Origin of the sequence: Mesorhizobium sp. M7A.F.Ca.US.005.03.1.1, from assembly GCF_003997975.1 — a bacterium.
Lineage (GTDB): Bacteria > Pseudomonadota > Alphaproteobacteria > Rhizobiales > Rhizobiaceae > Mesorhizobium > Mesorhizobium ciceri.
The window spans coordinates 12315-31385 of sequence record NZ_RZRO01000043.1 but is presented as its reverse complement, the minus strand read 5'-3'; the positions used below and the strand labels follow the sequence as shown (position 1 = coordinate 31385).

21 protein-coding genes are annotated in these 19071 nt (G+C 62.6%); 8 read left to right on the top strand and 13 right to left on the bottom strand.

The window, feature by feature from the left end:
• Positions 1 to 60 precede the first annotated feature (60 nt).
• On the top strand, positions 61 to 396 hold the full coding sequence (grxD, locus tag EN990_RS18610) for a Grx4 family monothiol glutaredoxin (RefSeq protein ID WP_013532137.1): 336 nt from the start codon (positions 61 to 63) through the stop codon (positions 394 to 396).
• Between the two features lie 163 nt (positions 397 to 559).
• Positions 560 to 1828 carry a multidrug effflux MFS transporter gene (locus EN990_RS18605; protein WP_013532138.1) on the top strand — a complete coding sequence of 423 codons (1269 nt, stop codon included), beginning with the start codon at positions 560 to 562 and terminating at the stop codon, positions 1826 to 1828.
• Here the strand turns inward: EN990_RS18605 and EN990_RS18600 are convergent.
• From EN990_RS18600 to rpsD, 4 genes are all read right to left on the bottom strand, one after another.
• On the bottom strand, positions 1825 to 2232 hold the full coding sequence (locus EN990_RS18600) for a hypothetical protein (protein ID WP_013532139.1): 408 nt from the start codon (positions 2230 to 2232) through the stop codon (positions 1825 to 1827). The genes EN990_RS18605 and EN990_RS18600 overlap by 4 nt on opposite strands.
• Before the next feature lie 59 nt (positions 2233 to 2291).
• A complete protein-coding gene (locus EN990_RS18595) occupies positions 2292 to 3119 on the bottom strand; it encodes an inositol monophosphatase family protein (protein ID WP_127384845.1) in 828 nt (275 codons plus the stop codon).
• The gene (gene ttcA / locus EN990_RS18590) at positions 3109 to 3996 is read right to left on the bottom strand and encodes a tRNA 2-thiocytidine(32) synthetase TtcA (protein ID WP_027162370.1); all 888 of its coding nucleotides are present in this window, start codon (positions 3994 to 3996) and stop codon (positions 3109 to 3111) included. The genes EN990_RS18595 and ttcA overlap by 11 nt, the downstream gene beginning before the upstream one ends.
• A 107-nt stretch (positions 3997 to 4103) precedes the next feature.
• Positions 4104 to 4721, bottom strand: a complete 618-nt coding sequence (gene rpsD / locus EN990_RS18585) for a 30S ribosomal protein S4 (protein WP_013532142.1) — start codon at positions 4719 to 4721, stop codon at positions 4104 to 4106.
• Between the two features lie 375 nt (positions 4722 to 5096).
• Between rpsD and EN990_RS18580 the strand changes: the two genes are divergently transcribed.
• Positions 5097 to 5306 (top strand): hypothetical protein, encoded by a 210-nt coding sequence (locus tag EN990_RS18580; protein ID WP_013532143.1) that lies wholly within the window; start codon positions 5097 to 5099, stop codon positions 5304 to 5306.
• Between the two features lie 112 nt (positions 5307 to 5418).
• Here EN990_RS18580 and EN990_RS18575 read toward each other — a convergent pair whose 3' ends face one another.
• From EN990_RS18575 to EN990_RS18565, 3 genes are all read right to left on the bottom strand, one after another.
• Positions 5419 to 5607: a DUF3008 family protein gene (locus EN990_RS18575; protein ID WP_013532144.1), complete on the bottom strand. Its 189-nt coding sequence runs from the start codon at positions 5605 to 5607 to the stop codon at positions 5419 to 5421.
• Positions 5608 to 5670: 63 nt separating this feature from the next.
• Positions 5671 to 6471 carry a glutamate racemase gene (gene murI, locus EN990_RS18570; RefSeq protein ID WP_024504564.1) on the bottom strand — a complete coding sequence of 267 codons (801 nt, stop codon included), beginning with the start codon at positions 6469 to 6471 and terminating at the stop codon, positions 5671 to 5673.
• Positions 6464 to 7378 carry an RNA methyltransferase gene (locus EN990_RS18565; RefSeq protein WP_024504565.1) on the bottom strand — a complete coding sequence of 305 codons (915 nt, stop codon included), beginning with the start codon at positions 7376 to 7378 and terminating at the stop codon, positions 6464 to 6466. Before EN990_RS18565 ends, murI begins: the two co-directional genes overlap by 8 nt.
• A gap of 216 nt (positions 7379 to 7594) precedes the next feature.
• Between EN990_RS18565 and EN990_RS18560 the strand changes: the two genes are divergently transcribed.
• Positions 7595 to 8806, top strand: coding sequence for an NADP-dependent isocitrate dehydrogenase (locus EN990_RS18560; RefSeq protein ID WP_013532148.1), 1212 nt, complete (start codon positions 7595 to 7597; stop codon positions 8804 to 8806).
• Positions 8807 to 8818: 12 nt separating this feature from the next.
• Positions 8819 to 9445 carry a glutathione S-transferase family protein gene (locus tag EN990_RS18555; RefSeq protein WP_024504566.1) on the top strand — a complete coding sequence of 209 codons (627 nt, stop codon included), beginning with the start codon at positions 8819 to 8821 and terminating at the stop codon, positions 9443 to 9445.
• Positions 9446 to 9497: 52 nt separating this feature from the next.
• On the opposite strand, the gene alaS is transcribed toward EN990_RS18555, so the two are convergent.
• Together alaS and recA are read right to left on the bottom strand one after the other, a co-directional pair.
• A complete protein-coding gene (gene alaS, locus EN990_RS18550; protein WP_024504567.1) occupies positions 9498 to 12164 on the bottom strand; it encodes an alanine--tRNA ligase in 2667 nt (888 codons plus the stop codon).
• 292 nt (positions 12165 to 12456) lie between these two features.
• Positions 12457 to 13554, bottom strand: coding sequence for a recombinase RecA (gene recA / locus EN990_RS18545; RefSeq protein ID WP_013532151.1), 1098 nt, complete (start codon positions 13552 to 13554; stop codon positions 12457 to 12459).
• 280 nt (positions 13555 to 13834) lie between these two features.
• On the opposite strand from recA, the gene EN990_RS18540 reads away from it, so the two are divergent.
• A complete protein-coding gene (locus EN990_RS18540) occupies positions 13835 to 14779 on the top strand; it encodes a carbohydrate kinase family protein (protein WP_024504568.1) in 945 nt (314 codons plus the stop codon).
• Between the two features lie 74 nt (positions 14780 to 14853).
• Complete coding sequence (locus EN990_RS18535) at positions 14854 to 15771, top strand: pseudouridine-5'-phosphate glycosidase (RefSeq protein WP_024504569.1); 918 nt, start codon at positions 14854 to 14856, stop codon at positions 15769 to 15771.
• A 64-nt stretch (positions 15772 to 15835) separates the two neighbouring features.
• On the opposite strand, the gene EN990_RS18530 is transcribed toward EN990_RS18535, so the two are convergent.
• A complete protein-coding gene (locus tag EN990_RS18530) occupies positions 15836 to 16159 on the bottom strand; it encodes a TfoX/Sxy family protein (RefSeq protein ID WP_024504570.1) in 324 nt (107 codons plus the stop codon).
• Between the two features lie 92 nt (positions 16160 to 16251).
• Here EN990_RS18530 and EN990_RS18525 point away from each other — a divergent pair, with 92 nt between their 5' ends.
• The gene (locus tag EN990_RS18525) at positions 16252 to 16749 is read left to right on the top strand and encodes a GFA family protein (protein WP_024504571.1); all 498 of its coding nucleotides are present in this window, start codon (positions 16252 to 16254) and stop codon (positions 16747 to 16749) included.
• A gap of 184 nt (positions 16750 to 16933) precedes the next feature.
• Here the strand turns inward: EN990_RS18525 and sufA are convergent, their stop codons facing one another.
• From sufA to EN990_RS18510, 3 genes are all read right to left on the bottom strand, one after another.
• Positions 16934 to 17314 (bottom strand): Fe-S cluster assembly scaffold SufA, encoded by a 381-nt coding sequence (gene sufA / locus EN990_RS18520; RefSeq protein WP_013532156.1) that lies wholly within the window; start codon positions 17312 to 17314, stop codon positions 16934 to 16936.
• 100 nt (positions 17315 to 17414) lie between these two features.
• Positions 17415 to 17807, bottom strand: a complete 393-nt coding sequence (locus tag EN990_RS18515) for an SUF system Fe-S cluster assembly protein (protein ID WP_013532157.1) — start codon at positions 17805 to 17807, stop codon at positions 17415 to 17417.
• A 19-nt stretch (positions 17808 to 17826) separates the two neighbouring features.
• Positions 17827 to 19071, bottom strand: a complete 1245-nt coding sequence (locus tag EN990_RS18510; RefSeq protein ID WP_013532158.1) for a cysteine desulfurase — start codon at positions 19069 to 19071, stop codon at positions 17827 to 17829.

Here is a 19071-nt window from a genome sequence, read left to right as displayed (position 1 = left end):
TTGGGTTTATTTGAAGGGTATGTTTCGAGCCTGACTCCCACAGGCGGGAAAGGATATTCCATGAGCGGCATCAACGACTACATCGACAATGAAGTGAAGGGCAACGACGTCGTCCTTTTCATGAAGGGCACACCTGGTTTCCCGCAATGCGGATTTTCCGGCCAGGTCGTCCAGATCCTCGACTATATCGGCGCCGACTACAAAGGCGTGAACGTCCTGGACTCGGCTGAACTGCGCCAGGGCATCAAGGAATACTCCAACTGGCCGACGATCCCTCAGCTCTACGTCAAGGGAGAATTCGTCGGCGGTTGCGACATCGTGCGCGAGATGTTCCAGGCGGGCGAGCTGCAGACGTTCCTCGTCGAGAAGGGCGTCAGCGTCAAAGGCGCCGCCTGATTTCTGTTTTGTGCGTGCCCTAAATCGACGTTGATTTTCGGGCATCGAGCACCAGGCACCGGGGCAACCTCACCTCGGCAATTTTCATGTCCTGACCCCAGGACCAGGACGAGCCAATGCGCCGGCCCGCCGGCGCATTTTCGTTTGAAAGATCGGACTTGCCGTGGACCAGCCAAGACCAGCGCCGCAATCGGCAAGCAAACTGCCCATTCCGCGCTGGGAGTTCATCGCTCTGTGCGCGGCACTGATGGCGCTGAACTCGCTGGCCATCGATATCATGCTGCCGGCTCTGCAGCAGATCGGCGCCTCGCTCGGCGTCGAAAATGAAAACCACCGGCAGTATGTCATAACGGCGTACATTCTGGGCTTCGGCGGCGGACAGCTATTCTTCGGGCCGATCTCGGATCGCTTCGGACGTCGCGCACCACTGGTCGCCGGGCTGGTGATTTATGTCGCCGCGGCTGCGGCCGCCGCCGTTGCACCAAGCTTTGAAACACTTCTGCTGTGCCGGGCCGTGCAAGGCATCGGTGCAGCCGCCACCCGCGTCATCGCGGTCTCGATCGTGCGCGATACGTTCGACGGCCGGCGCATGGCCGAGGTGATGTCGCTGATCTTCATGGTGTTCATGGCGATACCGGTCATTGCTCCCGGCATCGGCCAATTTATCATGCTGTTTGCGACCTGGCATTGGATCTTCGTCACCATGGCCGTCGGTGCGCTGCTCGTCTCGGCCTGGTCGCTGCTGCGCCTTCCTGAAACGCTGCATCCCGAACATCGCCGGCCGCTGACGCTCAACTCCATTGTCGGCGGGTTTCGTATCGTTCTCACCAACCGCATTGCGATCTGCTATGCCTTCGCCAGCACCTTCATTTTCGGCGCCATGTTCGGCTTCATCGCTTCGGCGCAGCAGATCTATGTCGACATTTTCAAAGTCGGCGAGATGTTCCCGGTCATCTTTGCTGGGGTTGCGGGCGTGCTCGCCTTCTCCAACTTTCTGAACTCGCGCCTTGTCGGCCGCATCGGCATGCGCCGCCTGTCGCAGAGTGCGTTGCTGCTGTTCCTGGTCATCAGCCTTGCCTGGCTGGTGATTTCGCTGGAGATGAAGATGCCGCTCTGGCTGTTCATCACCTTCTTTGCCTGCGCCATGCTTCCATTCGGTGCGCTCGGCGCGAACTTCAACGCGCTGGCCATGGAGCCGCTCGGCCAACTGGCCGGCACGGCTTCGTCGATCCTCGGTTTCATGCAGACGTTTCTCGGCGGCATTCTCGGCACGCTGATCGGCCAGGCCTTCAACGGCACGGTGACGCCGCTGGCCGCCGGCTTCTGCAGCGTCTCGGTCGCCGCGCTGCTGATGATCTTCATCGCCGAGCGCGGCAAGATGTTCCAGCCACAGAACCCGCCCGTTTCAGGGCACATCACCGACTTGCATTAGGACGCACCTTCAAGGGCTGCCGTGAACCGAGGGGCAAGCATGCGCCCCGCAATTGCTTCGCCCATGCTGTCCGAAAAGTGCAATGGCAGAGCGTCATCGAGTGCCCTGAGGATGGATGCCACGAAGGCCCGGCTGCGCTGGGCATCGGTTCCCAGATCGGAATATGTGGCGCGAGGTTTGCCGATCAGCGTGCCGTTGCGGCGAAGCGAGAACCGCAGCGTGAGGGACATGCCCGCGGTTCCGGGTGGCGGCTTCCAGCAGGCATAGATCGCGTCCGACATCTCCTTTATCGTGTCGACGGGATCGGTACTGCGACAGCTGCGCTCTTGCGACCTTGCTTCCAGGGAACTGGCGAACAGACCGGCGGCAAGAGCCACCGCGACAAATGCAAACCGAGGTTTCATTCGAGAGCCTCCGGATTTGCGCGAGATTGTACTGCTTTCGGCTAACGCAGCAATCGATCCTACTGCGCCCAGAGCTCGCGGCGCAATTCGTGCCAGCTTTCCTTGTCTGGCGCGACAAGCAGGCCGCCGCCGAGATGCGAGGGCAGATAGGCGCTGCCGTCGAAGCGCGCCGCATGGCCGCCGGCCTCGGCATGGATCAGCACGCCGGCCAGGTGGTCCCACGGCATCAGCTTATTGTAGACGACGAAGTGGGCATGGCCGCTCGCCAGCAGGCGGTATTCGTGCGCGGCGCAGCGATAGGCGAACTGCGACAGGATCTTGGTCTGGTTGCGCGCCAGCCGTGTCCGTTCCGGCTCGGCCATATATTGCCAGGAGACAGAGCCGGTCATCTCCGAGATCGGCGCGGGTACCGCTACATGCACCTTCTCGATGCTGCCGTGCGCATGCCGGATATGGCTGCCGGCACCCCTGGCGCCAATCAGCCAGTCCTTGCCGACGGGATCGTGGATGATGCCGGCGACAGTCTCGCCCTTGACCACGACCGCCAGCATGACGCCGAACAGCGGCACGCCGGAGGCGAAATTGAAAGTACCGTCGACCGGGTCGATGACGAAGGCCAGATCGGCATCGCCCAACCCGTTTAAAAGCGCTGGATTGTCGGAACAGGCCTCCTCGCCGACGACCATCGCTGAGGGATACCGCTCGCGCAGCCGCGCGGTGATCAGCCGCTCGGCATTGACGTCGGCTTCGGTCACCAGGTCGGCGGCCGACGTCTTCTGCCTGACATCGCCATCGCCCAACCGGCGAAAGCGCGGCATGATCTCGGCAAGTGCCGCCTCGGCCAGAATGCCGGCCAGCCAGCCGATCGCGGTGTCGTCAAATGTCATCGGCTTGCCTTGTGGTGAGGGTCTCGTTGAGGGCAGCGAAATCGAACAGCTTTCTGTCGAGCAGATGCGATGGCCTGCTGTTCGACAGCGCGCGCAGCATCGTATCCTTGCGGCCCGGCATGCGCTTTTCCAGGTCCTCGAGCATCGCCTTCATGGCGTTGCGCTGAAGACCTTCCTGGCTGCCGCAGAGATCGCAGGGAATGATCGGGAATCGCATGGCGGCAGCGAATTTTTCCAGATCGACCTCGGCGCAATAGCTCAATGGCCGCAGCACCATGACGTCGCCTTCGTCATTGAGCAGTTTTGGCGGCATGGCGGCGAGACGCCCGCCATGGAAGAGGTTCATGAAGAAGGTCTCGAGAATGTCCTCGCGATGGTGGCCGAGCACCAGCGCCGAGCACCCCTCCTCGCGTGCAATGCGGTAGAGATGGCCGCGCCTGAGACGCGAGCAGAGCGAGCAATAGGTGCTGCCCGCCGGCAGCTTGTCGGTGACGACGGAATAGGTGTCCTGATATTCGATCCGGTGCGCAATGCCGTTGCTGTCGAGATAGTCCGGCAGGATATGTTTGGGGAAATTCGGCTGGCCCTGGTCGAGATTGCAGGCCAGAAGATCGACCGGCAAGAGCCCGCGCCATTTTAGGTCGAGCAGCACCGCGAGCAGGCCGTAGGAATCCTTGCCGCCCGATAGCGCTACGAGCCAGCGCTGGCCGGGCTTGACCATCGAGAAATCCTCGATCGCCTGCCGGGTCAGCCGCAGCAGCCGCTTGCGCAGTTTGTTGAACTCGACCGAGGACGGCACGTCGGCGAACAGCGGATGGAAACCGCCTTCGCTGTCGGCGACCGGTTCGAGCGTTTCAATGTCTGGAAGCATGTTCATGGCATGTCGCTTTCAATGGCCCAGAGCGCCGGATTAGCGGACATGACCGACAAAGAAAAGGCCGCCTCGACGGGCGGCCTTCGCAGGATGTCGCAGAACGCGCTCGTTTAGCGCGAATAGAATTCGACGACCAGGTTCGGTTCCATCTGCACGGCGAACGGAACGTCCGCCAGGCCGGGGATGCGCGAGAAGGTCGCGACCATCTTGTTGTGATCGGCTTCGATGTAGTCCGGCACGTCGCGCTCGGCGAGACCGACCGCTTCCAGAACGATGACCAGCTGCTTGGACTTTTCGCGGATTTCGACGACATCGCCCGGCTTGCAGCGGTACGAGCCGATGTTGACGCGCTTGCCGTTGACGTTGACGTGACCGTGGTTGACGAACTGACGGGCGGCGAAAATGGTCGGCACGAACTTGGCGCGGTAGACGACCGCGTCGAGACGCGACTCGAGCAGGCCGATCAGGTTTTCCGAGGTGTCGCCCTTGCGGCGGTCAGCCTCTTCATAAACCTTGCGGAACTGCTTTTCCGAAACGTCGCCATAGTGCCCCTTCAGCTTCTGCTTGGCGCGCAGCTGCAGGCCGAAATCGGAAAGCTTGCCCTTGCGGCGCTGGCCATGCTGGCCGGGGCCGTATTCACGCTTGTTGACCGGGGACTTCGGGCGGCCCCAGATGTTTTCGCCGAGACGGCGGTCGATCTTGTACTTCGCGGATTCGCGCTTGCTCATCGCATTCCCTTTTCAAAACAACACACCCGGAACCTCATGGTCCGGGTGAAGGAAACGCGCCCTCCTCTGGCCTCCGTTTTCGAGACCTGACAGGGTTTTCCCACGCAACGCGGCGGAAAACCCACGGGACACGTCAGTTCAAACAAGATAGTAGAATTGGATTTCCACGCATCTTGCGCACATAAAGAAAACCACCGGGCATTGCGGCCCGGTGTTGGCGCGCTGATTAAACGGAGATTTAACCGGTGTCAAGCTTGTGGCTGGCGTAGGCCATGGCGACGATATAGCGTCTCTGGGTTGAGTACAGTGCCGGATGTGGCGGGAGGTTGCGCCAGCGGCATCAGGAAGGGACCGGAGCAGAGGAGCTACATTCGCATGAAGAAATTCTTCCTTACCCTGACAGGAGCCGCTGTGTTGGCGGGATCCATGGCGGTCATGACACCGGAGCCGGCTGAGGCCAGGCATTGGCAAGGGCACCGGCACCACCAGGCTTGCCGCATCGTGATCAAGAAGAAAATTATCTGGCGGCACGGCCACAAGAAGGTCATCCGCTACAAGATCAAGCAGTGCAGAGGGCGCTGGTAGGCTGCAATCCGGTCTCAGGCGGCCGACATCACTTCAAAGCCCGCGGTTTGGCCGCGGGCGTTTGATTCCGGCTCGTGTTCTTCGGCGTTTCCCTTGAACGGCGGACCGCACTCTAGCCTTTCGACTTCTTCTCCGGCAGGCCCTTGCGCTTCGTCTCGGCGAATTCCTCGAGCTGCTTTTCGCTCATCGATTCGTACATTCCCTTGGAAGCGCCCTGGAGTTCGCTCTTCTTGGTCTCGCCGCGCTTGGCCGACAGAGCCGCGCCGGCGGCTTTCTGCTGGGCTTTCGAGGTGGCTGGCATGGCTCTTTCTCCCGTTGGCATCAGGAGAAAACGCAACGACTGCCGTGATGTTCCGCTTCGCAATCACGACATCGCCAACCCGAACCCCTGCATCAGGCGGCGGGTGGGGAAATCGGCTCTTTTCGATGTGAAGACGGCAAGGTCGGGCCCTTCAGGCAACATCTCGCCACGACCGCTCGGATCGATGTCGGCGAGAAGCGACAGCGCCCGGCGCGCGATCGCTTCGGCGGGGTCGAGCCAGTCGACCGGCCAAGGCGCCGTCTTGCGCATACGATTGGCCAGAAAGGGGTAGTGTGTGCAGGCGAGCACGACGATATCCGTACGCAGCGCATCACGTTCGACGAAGCATGGCGCGATCTCGGCGCGCACGGCCTCCTCATCGACGAAGCCCTCACGCATGTAGATCTCAGCCAGTCCCGCCAGCCTGTCGCTGCCGACCAGGCGGACATGGCATTTCTGCGCCCATTTGCTGATCAGGTCGCGCGTGTACTGGCGCTTGACGGTGCCAGGCGTCGCCAGCACCGAAACCAGCCCTGAGCGCGTGCGTTCCGCCGCCGGCTTGATCGCAGGCACCATGCCGACAAAAGGATGCTCGGGAAATCTGTCGCGCAGCGCGTCGATCACCAACGTCGAGGCGGTGTTGCAGGCGATGACCGAAATGGCCGGCGCAAACCGCTCAAGCAGTTTGCCGAACAATTCAAGGATATGCACCCTCAGCGCCGGCTCTTCCCAGGCGCCATAGGGAAACGCAGCGTCGTCGGCGACATAGATGAAGCGGCGGTCGGGCATCAGCACGCGCGCCTCGCGCAGTACGGTGAGCCCGCCGATGCCCGAATCGAACATCAGGATCGGCCGCTCAGTCATTGTCGGTTCCTTTTCCGCCAAGCGGCGGTATGTCATCGTCCTTGCCGGCGCCGGCAAGGCGCGCCGCTTCCGCCTTGCGGGCCCGCGCGGCGGCCGCGGGCAAGCGTCGTGGATCATCGCCAGGGGACCCGTCGCCGCGCGGCATCGCCGGCGAAAACCTGTCGAGCGACGAGATGATGCCGCGCAGCACCTTCAGCTCCGGTTCGGCAAAACCGGCGCGCGTCAGCACCGCACGCAGATTGTCGATCATTTTCGGCTTCTTCGGTGCCGGCCGGAAATAGCCGCGCGCTTCCAGTGCGCCTTCGAGATAGGCGAACAGGCCGTGCAATTCCTCCTTGCTTGCCGGCTTCATGTCCGGGCCGGAAAAATTGGTCTTGGTCTCGTCTTCCAGGCCGGACTTCATCCATTCGTAGGACATCAGAAGCGCGGCCTGGGCGATGTTGAGCGACGAGAAATCGGGATCGACCGGGAACGTGACGATCTCGTCGGCAAGGCCGACCTCGTCATTGTAGAGGCCGAAGCGCTCGCGGCCGAACAGGATGCCGGTGCGCTGGCCCATTGCGTGACGGGTCCGAAGCATCCTGCCCGCCTCCACCGGCCCGCGCACGGATTTGAAGCCGTCGCGCTGCCTGGCCGTGGTGGCGAAGACGAAGTTCAGGTCGGCGAGCGCCGAGGCCAGATCGTCAAAGACGGTGACGGCGTCGATGACATGATCGGCGCGGCTCGCCGCCGCACGTGCCTTCTCGCTCGGCCAACCGTCACGCGGATTGACGAGGCGCAGCTCCGACAGACCGAAATTGGCCATGGCGCGCGCGACCATGCCGATGTTCTCGCCAAGCTGAGGCTCGACGAGGATGATCGCCGGGCCGGCGACTGCAATGCTATCAGGATCTTTGGTGACGGGCATGATTGTCAATGAACTGCTGTTTGCGGCATTTCAGCGTCCCCTGCCATATTCGGCCGGGAAAATGAAGCATTCGCAAATGACGACGGCTCTGGCCTCCAATTCGTGACCGATCGCCGTTTGCGTGGCCAAAAGCGCTTTGATATACGGGCGACATCTCCCGGCCCAACGCCACGCGGGCAAGGCCGTCCCACATCCCAGCAACGAGGCATTCTTTCCATGGCGAAGATCAAGGTGGCGAACCCGGTCGTCGAACTCGACGGCGACGAGATGACCCGCATCATCTGGCAGTTCATCAAGGACAAGCTGATCCACCCTTATCTCGACCTCAAGCTGGAATATTACGACCTCGGCATCGAGCATCGCGACGCCACCAACGACCAGGTGACCATCGATTCGGCCAACGCCATCAAGAAATACGGCGTCGGCGTGAAATGCGCGACGATCACGCCTGACGAGCAGCGCGTCGAGGAGTTCAAGCTGAAGAAGATGTGGAAGTCGCCGAACGGCACCATCCGCAACATCCTCGGCGGCACCATCTTCCGCGAGCCGATCATCATGAAGAACGTGCCGCGCCTGGTGCCCGGCTGGACCAAGCCGATCATCGTCGGCCGTCATGCTTTCGGCGACCAGTACCGCGCCACCGATTTCCGCTTCCCCGGCAAGGGCAAGCTGACCATCAAGTTCGTCGGCGAGGACGGCCAGGTGATCGAGCACGATGTATACGACGCGCCCGGCGCCGGTGTCGCCATGGCCATGTACAATCTCGACGAGTCCATCCGCGAGTTCGCCCGCGCCTCGCTGAACTACGGCCTGCTGCGCAACTACCCGGTCTATCTGTCGACCAAGAACACCATCCTCAAGGCCTATGACGGCCGCTTCAAGGATATCTTCCAGGAGGTCTACGAGGCTGAATTCGAGGCCGAGTTCAAGTCGAAGAAGCTGTGGTACGAGCACCGCCTGATCGACGACATGGTGGCCTCCGCCCTGAAATGGTCGGGCGGCTATGTCTGGGCCTGCAAGAACTATGATGGTGACGTGCAGTCCGACACGGTCGCGCAAGGTTTCGGCTCACTCGGCCTGATGACCTCGGTGCTGATGACGCCGGACGGCAAGACCGTGGAAGCGGAAGCCGCGCACGGCACCGTCACCCGCCACTACCGCCAGCATCAGAAGGGCGAGGAAACCTCGACCAATTCGATCGCCTCGATCTTCGCCTGGACGCGTGGCCTCACCCATCGCGCCAAGCTCGACGACAATGCCGAGTTGAAGCGCTTTGCCGAGACGCTGGAAAAAGTCTGCATCCAGACGGTCGAGTCCGGCTTCATGACCAAGGACCTGTCGCTGCTGATCGGCCCCGACCAGCCTTGGCTGTCGACCACCGGTTTCCTCGACAAGATCGACGAGAACCTGCAGAAGGCGATGGCCTGATAAGTAAGCAAGATGGGCAAGCCCATCGTCTACGGGGCGGACTATAGCGTCTATGTGCGCATCGTCCGCCTCGTGCTTGAGGAAAAAGGCATCGACTACGAGCTTGTGCCAGTCGATGTCTTTGCCGCCGACGGGATTCCCGCCTGGTATTTCGAACATCATCCGTTCGGCCGCATCCCGGCCTTCGAGCATGACGGATTCCGGCTGTTCGAGACGAGCGCGATTGCCAGATATGTTGACGAGGCGTTCGACGGGCCAGCGCTGCAAGCGACGGAGCCTCGTGGCCGCGCAACCATGAACCAGATCATCGGCATGCTCGATGCCTATGCCTACAGATCGATGGTCTGGGATGTTGCCGTCGAGCGGCTGGAGAAGGCTCAGCCGGATGAGGCGTTGATCGCCGGCGGCCTTGCTCAGGCGAGCAAAGCGCTTCGGACGCTGTCCGCGCTGAAAGCGCCGGGACCGTGGCTGCTGGGCGACCAGCTGACGCTGGCCGACCTGCATGCCGCACCGATCATCGGCTATTTCGTCAAGGTCGCCGAGGGGCAAAATCTGCTGGCCGAGTTCCCTGATATCCGGGACTGGTATGCGCGCATTGCGGCTCGGCCGAGCTTCGTGCAGACTGAAAAAATCGGCTGATAAGAGACGTCCGCTGTCCCTCCAACCGTTGCTTTAAATTCAGTCCACTCGCCTACGCCGCTTCGAGTGCCGCCCTTACCGCAGCAATCGCATCATCGGCCTTGGAAGCGTCGGGGCCGCCAGCCTGGGCCATGTCGGGCCGCCCGCCGCCGCCCTGCCCGCCGAGCGCCGCCGAGGCCACTCGGACAAGGTCGACGGCGCTGAAGCGGCCGACGAGGTCGTCGGTGACGGCGACGACGACGCTGGCCTTGTTGTCCTCACCGGAGCCGACGAAGACGACGACGCCGGAGCCGAGCGACGTCTTGCCGGCATCGGCCAGCGGCTTCAGGTCCTTCGGTGAGACACCTGAGACCGTCTTGCCGAGAAAGCCGACACCGGCCACCGTCTCATTGGCGGCTGGAGCATCGGCAGACGATCCGCCGCCCAATGCCAGCTTCTTGCGCGCTTCGGTCAGTTCCTTTTCGAGCTTCTTGCGCTCTTCGAGCAGCGTCTCGACGCGCGCCGGTACATCGGCCGGCGAAATCTTCAACACGGCTGCCGTCGCCTTCAAACGCCTGTCCTGCTCGTCGAGATGTTTGCGCGCGGCTTCGCCCGTCAATGCCTCGATGCGGCGCACGCCGGCGGCGACCGCGCTGTCCGATACGACACGCACGAGGCCGATATCGCCGGTCGCCCGGACATGGGTGCCACCGCAGAGCTCGACCGAATAGGGCCGGTTCGCCTTGGCGCCGTGCAGGCCGGTGCCCATCGACACGACGCGCACTTCGTCGCCGTACTTTTCGCCAAACAGCGCCATGGCGCCCTCGGCGATGGCATCGTCGACCGACATCAGGCGCGTGGTCACCGGGCCGTTCTGGACGACGATCTCGTTGGCCATGCGCTCGACCTCTTCGAGGTCTTCGGCCGAAATCGGCTTGTTGTGCGAGATGTCAAAGCGCAGGCGCTCGGGCGCGACCAGCGAGCCCTTCTGTGCGACATGGCTGCCCAGCACTTCGCGCAGCGCCTCATGGATCAGATGCGTCGCGGAATGGTTGGCGCGCAGCCTCGAGCGCCTTGCATGATCGACCTTCAGCTCGACAGCCGCGCCCGTCTTGACGGTGCCGCTGGCCACCTTGCCGATATGCACGAACAGCCCGTCGGCCTTCTTCTGCGTATCCGAAACCTCGATCGAGAACCCCTCGCCGGAGATGACGCCGGTGTCGCCCATCTGGCCGCCGGACTCGGCATAGAACGGCGTCTGGTTGACGACGATCGCCACCGCGTCGCCCTTGCCGGCGCCGTCGACAGCCTTGCCGTCCCGGACAAGCGCCTGGATGATGCCTTCCGCAGCTTCAGTCTCATAGCCGAGGAACTCGGTGGCGCCGGCCTTCTCGCGCACCGAGAACCAGATGGTCTCGGTGGCGGCGTCGCCGGACCCGGCCCAATGCTTGCGCGCCTCGGCCTTCTGCTGCTCCATCGCGTTGGTGAAGCCGGCAATATCGACCGAGATGCTGCGCTGGCGCAGTGCGTCCTGCGTCAGGTCGAGCGGGAAGCCATAGGTGTCGTAGAGCTTGAAGGCCGTCTCGCCATCCAGCATGTCGCCGGCATGCAGCGTTTCGGTCGCCTCGGAAAGCAGGCCGAGGCCGCGCACCAGCGTCTTGCGAAACCTGGTCTCCTCGAGCTTCAGCGTCTCGGTGATCAATTGTTCGCCGCGCAGCAGTTCCGGATAGGCCTGGCCCATTTCGCGCACCAGCGCCGGCACCAGCTTCCACATCAGCGGTTCGTTGGCACCGAGCAGCTGTGCATGGCGCATGGCGCGGCGCATGATGCGGCGCAGGACGTAGCCCCTGCCTTCGTTCGAGGGCAGCACGCCATCGGCGACCAGGAAGGAGGACGAGCGCAGATGATCGGCAATGACCCGGTAGGAGGCGACCGTCTCCTTGTCGGGACCATGCCCGATCGCGGACGAGGCCGCGTCGATCAGGTGACGGAACAGATCGGTCTCGAAGACGCTTTCCACCCCTTGCAGGATGGACGCCATGCGCTCCAGGCCCATGCCGGTGTCGATCGAGGGGCGCGGCAGGTCGATGCGCTCCTCCTTCGTCACCTGTTCATACTGCATGAACACCAGGTTCCAGAATTCCAGGAAACGGTCGCCATCCTCCTCCGGGCTGCCGGGAGGGCCGCCCCAGATGTGCTCGCCGCGGTCGATGAAGATCTCCGAGCACGGCCCGCAGGGTCCGGTGTCGCCCATCGCCCAGAAATTGTCCGAGGTCGCGATGCGAATGATGCGGTCGTCGGAAAAACCGGCGATCTTCTTCCAGAAGCCGGCCGCCTCGTCATCCGTGTGATAGACGGTGACCAGCAGCTTGTCCTTGCTCAGCCCGAATTCCCTGGTGATCAAGTTCCAGGCAAGCTCGATGGCGCGCTCCTTGAAATAGTCGCCGAAGGAGAAGTTGCCGAGCATCTCGAAGAAGGTCAGATGACGCGCGGTGTAGCCGACATTGTCGAGATCGTTGTGCTTGCCGCCGGCGCGAACGCTCTTCTGGGCGGTCGAGGCGCGCGAATAGGGCCGCTTCTCCAGGCCGGTGAAGACGTTCTTGAACTGTACCATGCCGGCGTTGGTGAACATCAGCGTCGGGTCGTTGCGCGGCACCAGCGGACTCGACGCGACGATCTCGTGACCCTCCTTGCGGAAGTAGTCGAGAAATGTCGACCGGATTTCGTTCACGCCACTCATGAATGCTGCCTTTTCGGAAGGGCCGCCGGCAAACCGGCGGAAATGGGCTCTGCGTTTTAGAAGATTAGGACTTGGCCTTTTAGCCGCCGCGCTTCACCCTGTCCAGAAACACGGAATTGGTCCAATCCACGGCCTTTGCCGGTCGTTCGAACCGGCCTGTTTTCGCCGCCGAAACGCAAAACCGCCGGCACTGGGCCGGCGGTTTCAAAACGCATTAACGCGGAACTCGATTACTTAAGCCCGAGATAATAGAATGCGATTATGGCCGAACTCCGGCCGACCTCGCGAGTTGTCACATCGCGCCGGATTCCTCCTCGAACCCGTCGTCGCCACCTTCGGAGCCGCCATTCTCAAGGAACTTTTCGGCGATCAGCCCGGCATTCTGTCGGAGCGCCAGCTCGATCTCGCGTGCGGTGTCGGGATTGTCGCGCAGGAACAGTTTGGCATTCTCGCGGCCTTGGCCGAGACGCTGCGAATTGTAGGAGAACCAGGCGCCCGACTTCTCGACCACGCCGGCCTTGACGCCGAGATCGACCAGTTCGCCGGTCTTGGACACGCCTTCACCATACATGATGTCGAACTCGACCACCTTGAAGGGCGGCGCCAGCTTGTTCTTGACCACCTTGACGCGGGTCTGGTTGCCGACGACTTCGTCGCGGTCCTTGACCGAGCCGATGCGGCGGATGTCGAGGCGCACCGATGCGTAGAATTTCAGCGCGTTGCCGCCGGTCGTCGTCTCGGGCGAACCGAACATGACGCCGATCTTCATGCGGATCTGGTTGATGAAGATGACCATGGTGTTGGAGCGCGAGATCGAGGCGGTCAGCTTGCGCAGCGCCTGGCTCATCAGGCGGGCCTGCAGGCCGGGCAGCGAATCACCCATCTCGCCTTCGATTTCGGCACGTGGCGTCAGCGCCGCGACCGAATCGACCACCAGCACGTCGATGGCGCCGGAGCGCACCAGCGTGTCGCAGATTTCCAGCGCCTGCTCACCGGTGTCGGGCTGCGAAATCAGCAGGTTTTCGAGATCGACGCCAAGCTTGCGGGCATAGACCGGGTCAAGCGCGTGCTCGGCATCGACGAAGGCGCAGATGCCGCCCTTCTTCTGGGCTTCGGCCACGGTGTGCAGGGCCAGCGTCGTCTTGCCCGAGCTTTCCGGCCCGTAGATCTCGATGATGCGGCCGCGCGGCAGGCCACCGACGCCAAGCGCGATGTCGAGGCCAAGCGAGCCGGTCGGCACCGTTTCGATCTCGACGACCTGCTCGTTGGCGCCGAGCCGCATGATCGAGCCCTTGCCGAAAGCCCGCTCGATCTGCGACAGCGCCGCATCCAGAGCCTTTGATTTGTCCACTGCCTTGTCCTCTACCAGCCGCAAAGAATTCTGAGCCATGATACATCACCCCTTGGTCGTCAATGAAGGCCGGACAATCCGTAATCCCTGCCTATTTGTACCTTTTTTGTTCTCATTTGGCAAGAGGGATCAAATATCTGAAAAACAAGCATTATCCGGATTTGTTCTTTTTTTGTCCAAGGATTCGATCAGGAATGCACCGCACGTTGGGCCAGACGGCTCGGTTGTTTCGACCTGCCGAATCGCCGCCTTGCATGCGAAGCTCGGTCGCACAGCCTAGCGCTTGTGCGGCTGGAATAACAAAGGTCATATCGCCGGCATGCTGAAATCCGCGAAAATACTGGCCGTAGGCGGCGCCCATATCGACCGGCGCGGCCAGGTGTCCGGCGCCTACGTGCCCGCCGCCTCCAATCCGGGCACAATGCGCGAGGATGTCGGCGGCGGCGTCTTCAACGCCTTGCGCAGTGCCGTGCGGCGCGGCGTCTCCGCGTCGCTGATGTCGGTTCGCGGCGGCGATGCCGCTGCCGACACCGTTTCGCGAGCCATTGCCGGGGCAGGCATTACCGACCTGTCGGCGGTCTTCCTCGACCGCACGACGCCGAGCTACACGGCGCTGATCGACAGCGAAGGCGAGCTGATCGTCGGCTTTGCCGACATGGCGCTCTATGATTTGGCGTTTCCCAAGCAGATCAGGCGCTCCAGGGTGCGGGAGGTGATCGCCGCCGCAGATGCCGTCTTCTGCGACGCCAATCTTCCGACGACGGCGCTGGAACGGCTGGTCGCGCTCGCCGCGGGCAAGCCGGTTTTCGCGATTGCCATTTCGCCGGCCAAGGTGGTGCGGTTGCTACCGGTGCTGAAGGAGCTTTCGCTGGTCTTCATGAACCGGCGCGAGGCCATGGCGCTGGCCGGCGTCGCCGCGAATGCCACGGAGCGCGAGGTGGTCGACGGGTTGCGATGCAGCGGCCTCGTCAGCGGCGTGGTGACGGCAGGCGGCGGGCCCATGCTGGGCTTCGATGAAGCCGGCGCCTTCTCTATCCTGCCGCCGCCACCAAGAAAGGTCGCCGACGTCACCGGCGCCGGCGATGCGCTGGCGGGCGCAACGGTCGCAGCCCTGCTGCGAGGACTGCCGCTGCGGGCAGCTCTGCGCGAAGGCATTGCCGGGGCGACGCTTGCCATCGAAAGCGCCGCCGCCGTTCCGGAGTTCACCGCGGCGAGCTTCGCGGAAGCGTTGGTCCTTGTGCCGGATGCCAGGGAAGTGGCATGAGACCGGCGAATTCATAGTGCCGCGATGTTGCCGAGCGTCCGACGGACGCGCCGCATTCCGGATAGGAGACCTTGATGACCCCTGAGACCGCCCGCCCCTTCATCGACATCCACGCGCCGGTGGCGCAGGCCCTGGCCGACGGCCGGCCGGTGGTGGCGCTGGAAAGCACCATCATCACCCATGGCATGCCCTACCCCGACAACGGCGCCATGGCGGCCGATGTCGAAAAGATCATCAGCGATGGCGGCGCCGTGCCGGCGACGATCGCCGTGGTTGGCGGCCGCATCAAGATCGGGCTTTCTGACGGCGAGCGCGAATCGCTGGCGATGACGGGCGACGCCATGAAGCTGTCGCGCGCCGATCTCGGTTTTGCCGTGGCGCAAGGGCGCACCGGCGGCACCACGGTCGCCGCCACGATGATCGCGGCGCATATTGTCGGCATAAAAGTGTTTGCCACCGGCGGCATCGGCGGCGTGCACAAGGGCGCCGAAAAGAGCTTTGACATTTCCGCCGATCTCGACGAGCTGGCGCGCACCCCGGTGATTGTCGTCTCGGCCGGCGCCAAGGCGATCCTCGACATCGAAAAGACGCTGGAAGTGCTGGAGACGCGCGGCGTGCCGGTGATCGGCCATGGCTGCGAGACGATGCCGGCCTTCTGGTCCAGGCAATCGCCGTTCCGCGCGCCGCTGACCTTGCACGAGCCGGAAGAGATCGCGCATTTCTACCAGACGAGGGCAGCACTTGGGCTTGCTGGCGGCATGCTGATTGCCAATCCTGTGCCGGAAAACCAGGAAATCCCGGCTGCGGAGATGGCGGGCTATATCGACGCCGCGCAGAAGGCCGCCGAGGCACAACATGTCACCGGCAAGGCGGTGACGCCATTCCTGCTGGGAAAGATCCTCGAACTGACCGGCGGCAGGAGCCTGAAGACCAACATCGCGCTGGTGGAAAACAATGCACGGCTGGCGGCGAGGATAGCCAGGGCATTGTAGGGCACGGCCTCCAAGGTCGGCGGGACAGAGGGGGTGCTGTCCCTCCGCTGTGCCAAGGCTGGCGTCACTTCCCCGCCCTTCGCCCCGCCTCATACGCCCGGCGTGCCCAGACCGTCATCTCGTCGGGATCATCAAAAGCGCTGTCGGGAACGCTCCAATAGGGCATGGCGACCAGCTTGCCGTGGCGCGAGCCGGTGTAGGTCCATTGCGTGCAGCCGGCGGCCTCGAACTCGGGGGCGCTTTGCTCGTCGGCTTTCAACAGCAATTCGCCGCGCAGCACGATGGCGACGATGACGCCGTCGAAATAGATGCCCTTGCCGCCGAACAGTTTGCGGATGCTGACAGGGCCGAGACCCTCGAACAGTTCGGCGATGCGTTCATTGTCCATGCCGCGATCATGTCACCGGCATCTGGCCTTGTCATCGCCGCAACCAAAATCATGCTGACAGGTTGAGAGAGGTCGATCGGATTTTTCCCGCCATGCCGCTTCTGCTGAAAGGGTCCTGCCGCTGCAATGCCGTGCGTTTCGAGGTGGAAAGCCACACGCCGGCGCCGTTCATGCTGTGCTACTGCTCCATCTGCCGCAAGCAGCAAGGCGGCGGCGGCTTCGCCATCAATCTCGGTGCCGACAACGAGACACTGAACATCAGGGGCAAGCGCAGCCTCGGCGTCTTTCGGGCGGAGATCGAGGACGACGAGCATCCGCATTGCGAAATCTCAACCGGCGAGCGCAATTTCTGCAAGAAATGCGGCTCAGCCCTTTGGCTCTACGATCCGACATGGCCGGAACTGGTGCACCCCTTCGCCTCAGCGATCGACAGCGATTTACCCATTCCGCCGAGCCGAGTGCACCTGATGCTGAAATACAAAGCGAACTGGGTGGAGCCGGTGGTTGGCAAGCACGACAAGGTCTTCGACGTCTATCCCGAGGAATCGATCGCCGATTGGCACAAGCGGACGGGCATGTGGGTGGAGTGAGTTTCTTCGCCCCGTTTACGGGGAGGTGAGGAGTGATCCGCGCACCGAACGAAAAGCCAATTGCTTGGATTTTCTAACGACGTACGCCGGCAGGCTGGGCGGAGCTAACTCTGGAGAGGCTGGCGCTGCCCCTCATCCGTCACTTCGTGACACTTTCTCCGCGTAAACGGGGCGAAGGAAAAAATCAGGCCGAAGCGCGTGCCTCTGCCAGTGCCTTCAGGTCGGCCGGCTTCAGTTCGACGGATTCGCCGCAGCCGCAGGCCGAGCTCTGGTTCGGGTTGTGGAAGGTGAAGCCGGTGCGCAGCGTCGTCTGCTCGAAATCCATCTCGGTGCCGAACAGGAATAGCGCAGCCTCGGGCGCGACATAGACATGCGCGCCGTCGCGCTCGATATGGTCGTCCTTGGTGTTGGGCTCGGTCACCAGATCGACCGTATATTCCATGCCGGCGCAGCCGCCCTTCTTGATGCCGAGGCGGATGCCATGCGCGTTGTCGCGGGTGGCGACGATCTCGCGCACCCGGTCGGCGGCCTTTTCGGTCATGGTGATGACGGCGAAGCGTCCCATTCTTTTTCCTTCCATTCCATGCAGGTTCAAGGCCTGCCGAATGATTCCTCACCTAAAATGGTGAAGTTTTATCCCTGGCGCAAGTGTGCCAGGCTTGACGCTAGTACCAGCCCACCGCCACCTGCGCCTCTTCCGACATGCGGTCGGCCGACCAGGGCGGGTCGAAGGTCATGTTGACCTCGACGCCGGACACGCCTTCGACGGCGCCGACGGCATTTTCGACCCAGCCGGGCATTTCGCCGGCGACAGGGCAGCCGGGAGCGGTCAGCGTCATGTCGATCTTGACCGAGCGATTGTCCTCGATGTCGATCTTGTAGATGAGGCCGAGCTCGTAGATATCGGCCGGGATTTCCGGATCGTAGACCGTCTTCAGCGCCGATACGATGTCGTCGGTCAACCGCGCCAGTTCGTCGGCTGGGATGGCCGATCCCGAAACCAGCGCATTGGGCGCGGTTTCCGGAGTGGTCTCGGCAGCGATGCTTGCATCATCCATGGTCGTCACCCAAAAAACGTCATCCGAAGAATTTGCGCGCTTTTTCAAGCGCCTCGGCCAATGCGTCGACTTCGGCCCTGGTATTATACATGCCGAACGATGCCCTGCATGTGGAGGTTACGCCGAAACGTTTCAACAGCGGCTGGGCGCAATGGGTGCCCGCGCGGACTGCAACGCCCTGCCTGTCTATCACCATCGACACGTCGTGCGCATGAATGCCTTGCAGTTCGAACGAGATGATGGCGCCCTTGCCGGGCGCATCGCCGAAGATGCGCAGCGAATTGATGGCGCGTAGCCGCTCATGCGCATAAGTCTTGAGGTCTTCCTCATGCGCGGCGATGCGCTCGCGGCCGATCGTTTCCATATAGTCGAGCGCGGCACCCAGTCCGATCGCCTGCACGATCGGCGGCGTGCCGGCTTCGAAACGATGCGGCGGCTCGTTGTAGGTGACGATGTCTTCCGTCACCTCCTCGATCATCTCGCCACCGCCCATGAAGGGGCGCATGCCCTGGAGAATGTCCTTCTTGCCGTAGAGCACGCCGATGCCCGAAGGGCCATAAACCTTGTGCCCGGTGAAGACGAAGAAGTCGCAGTCGAGATCCTGCACATCGATCGGCATATGCACGGCGCTCTGGCTGCCGTCGACGAGGACGGGAATTCCACGCGCATGCGCGATGCGCACGATTTCCTTGATCGGCGTCACCGTGCCCAGCGCATTCGACATCTGCGTGACGGCGACCAGTTTGGTGCGGTCGGTCAGCCGTTTTTCGAATTCCTCGATGTGGAAGACGCCGAGATCGTCGACCGGCACCCAGACCAGCTTGGCGCCCTGCCGCTCGCGGATGAAATGCCAGGGAACGATGTTGGAGTGGTGCTCCATGATCGACAGCACGATCTCGTCGCCCTCGCCGATGTTGGGCATGCCATAGCCATAGGCCACGGTGTTGATGGCCGAGGTCGTGTTCGAGGTGAAGATGATGTTGTCGGTGCTTGGCGCGTTGAGGAAACGGCGTACCGTTTCGCGCGCCTTTTCGTAGGCGTCGGTCGCGGCATTGGACAGGAAATGCAGGCCACGATGGACGTTGGCATATTCCTGGCTGTAGGCGTGCTGGACAGCGTCGAGCACCACCTGCGGCTTCTGTGCCGAGGCGCCATTGTCGAGATAGACCAGCTTCTTGCCATAGACTTCCCGCGACAGGATCGGGAAATCGCGGCGGATCGCTTCGACGTCGTAGAAATCTCCGATCTTGCCCGGTGCGTTCAT

Coding starts and splice junctions, on each gene's coding strand:
- grxD (WP_013532137.1), top strand. CDS start 61: ATGAGCGGCATCAACGACTACATCGACAATGAAGTGAAGGGCAACGAC.
- EN990_RS18600 (WP_013532139.1), bottom strand. CDS start 2,232: ATGAAACCTCGGTTTGCATTTGTCGCGGTGGCTCTTGCCGCCGGTCTG.
- EN990_RS18595 (WP_127384845.1), bottom strand. CDS start 3,119: ATGACATTTGACGACACCGCGATCGGCTGGCTGGCCGGCATTCTGGCC.
- ttcA (WP_027162370.1), bottom strand. CDS start 3,996: ATGAACATGCTTCCAGACATTGAAACGCTCGAACCGGTCGCCGACAGC.
- rpsD (WP_013532142.1), bottom strand. CDS start 4,721: ATGAGCAAGCGCGAATCCGCGAAGTACAAGATCGACCGCCGTCTCGGC.
- EN990_RS18580 (WP_013532143.1), top strand. CDS start 5,097: ATGAAGAAATTCTTCCTTACCCTGACAGGAGCCGCTGTGTTGGCGGGA.
- EN990_RS18575 (WP_013532144.1), bottom strand. CDS start 5,607: ATGCCAGCCACCTCGAAAGCCCAGCAGAAAGCCGCCGGCGCGGCTCTG.
- murI (WP_024504564.1), bottom strand. CDS start 6,471: ATGACTGAGCGGCCGATCCTGATGTTCGATTCGGGCATCGGCGGGCTC.
- EN990_RS18565 (WP_024504565.1), bottom strand. CDS start 7,378: ATGCCCGTCACCAAAGATCCTGATAGCATTGCAGTCGCCGGCCCGGCG.
- EN990_RS18560 (WP_013532148.1), top strand. CDS start 7,595: ATGGCGAAGATCAAGGTGGCGAACCCGGTCGTCGAACTCGACGGCGAC.
- EN990_RS18555 (WP_024504566.1), top strand. CDS start 8,819: ATGGGCAAGCCCATCGTCTACGGGGCGGACTATAGCGTCTATGTGCGC.
- alaS (WP_024504567.1), bottom strand. CDS start 12,164: ATGAGTGGCGTGAACGAAATCCGGTCGACATTTCTCGACTACTTCCGC.
- recA (WP_013532151.1), bottom strand. CDS start 13,554: ATGGCTCAGAATTCTTTGCGGCTGGTAGAGGACAAGGCAGTGGACAAA.
- EN990_RS18540 (WP_024504568.1), top strand. CDS start 13,835: ATGCTGAAATCCGCGAAAATACTGGCCGTAGGCGGCGCCCATATCGAC.
- EN990_RS18535 (WP_024504569.1), top strand. CDS start 14,854: ATGACCCCTGAGACCGCCCGCCCCTTCATCGACATCCACGCGCCGGTG.
- EN990_RS18530 (WP_024504570.1), bottom strand. CDS start 16,159: ATGGACAATGAACGCATCGCCGAACTGTTCGAGGGTCTCGGCCCTGTC.
- EN990_RS18525 (WP_024504571.1), top strand. CDS start 16,252: ATGCCGCTTCTGCTGAAAGGGTCCTGCCGCTGCAATGCCGTGCGTTTC.
- sufA (WP_013532156.1), bottom strand. CDS start 17,314: ATGGGACGCTTCGCCGTCATCACCATGACCGAAAAGGCCGCCGACCGG.
- EN990_RS18515 (WP_013532157.1), bottom strand. CDS start 17,807: ATGGATGATGCAAGCATCGCTGCCGAGACCACTCCGGAAACCGCGCCC.
- EN990_RS18510 (WP_013532158.1), bottom strand. CDS start 19,071: ATGAACGCACCGGGCAAGATCGGAGATTTCTACGACGTCGAAGCGATC.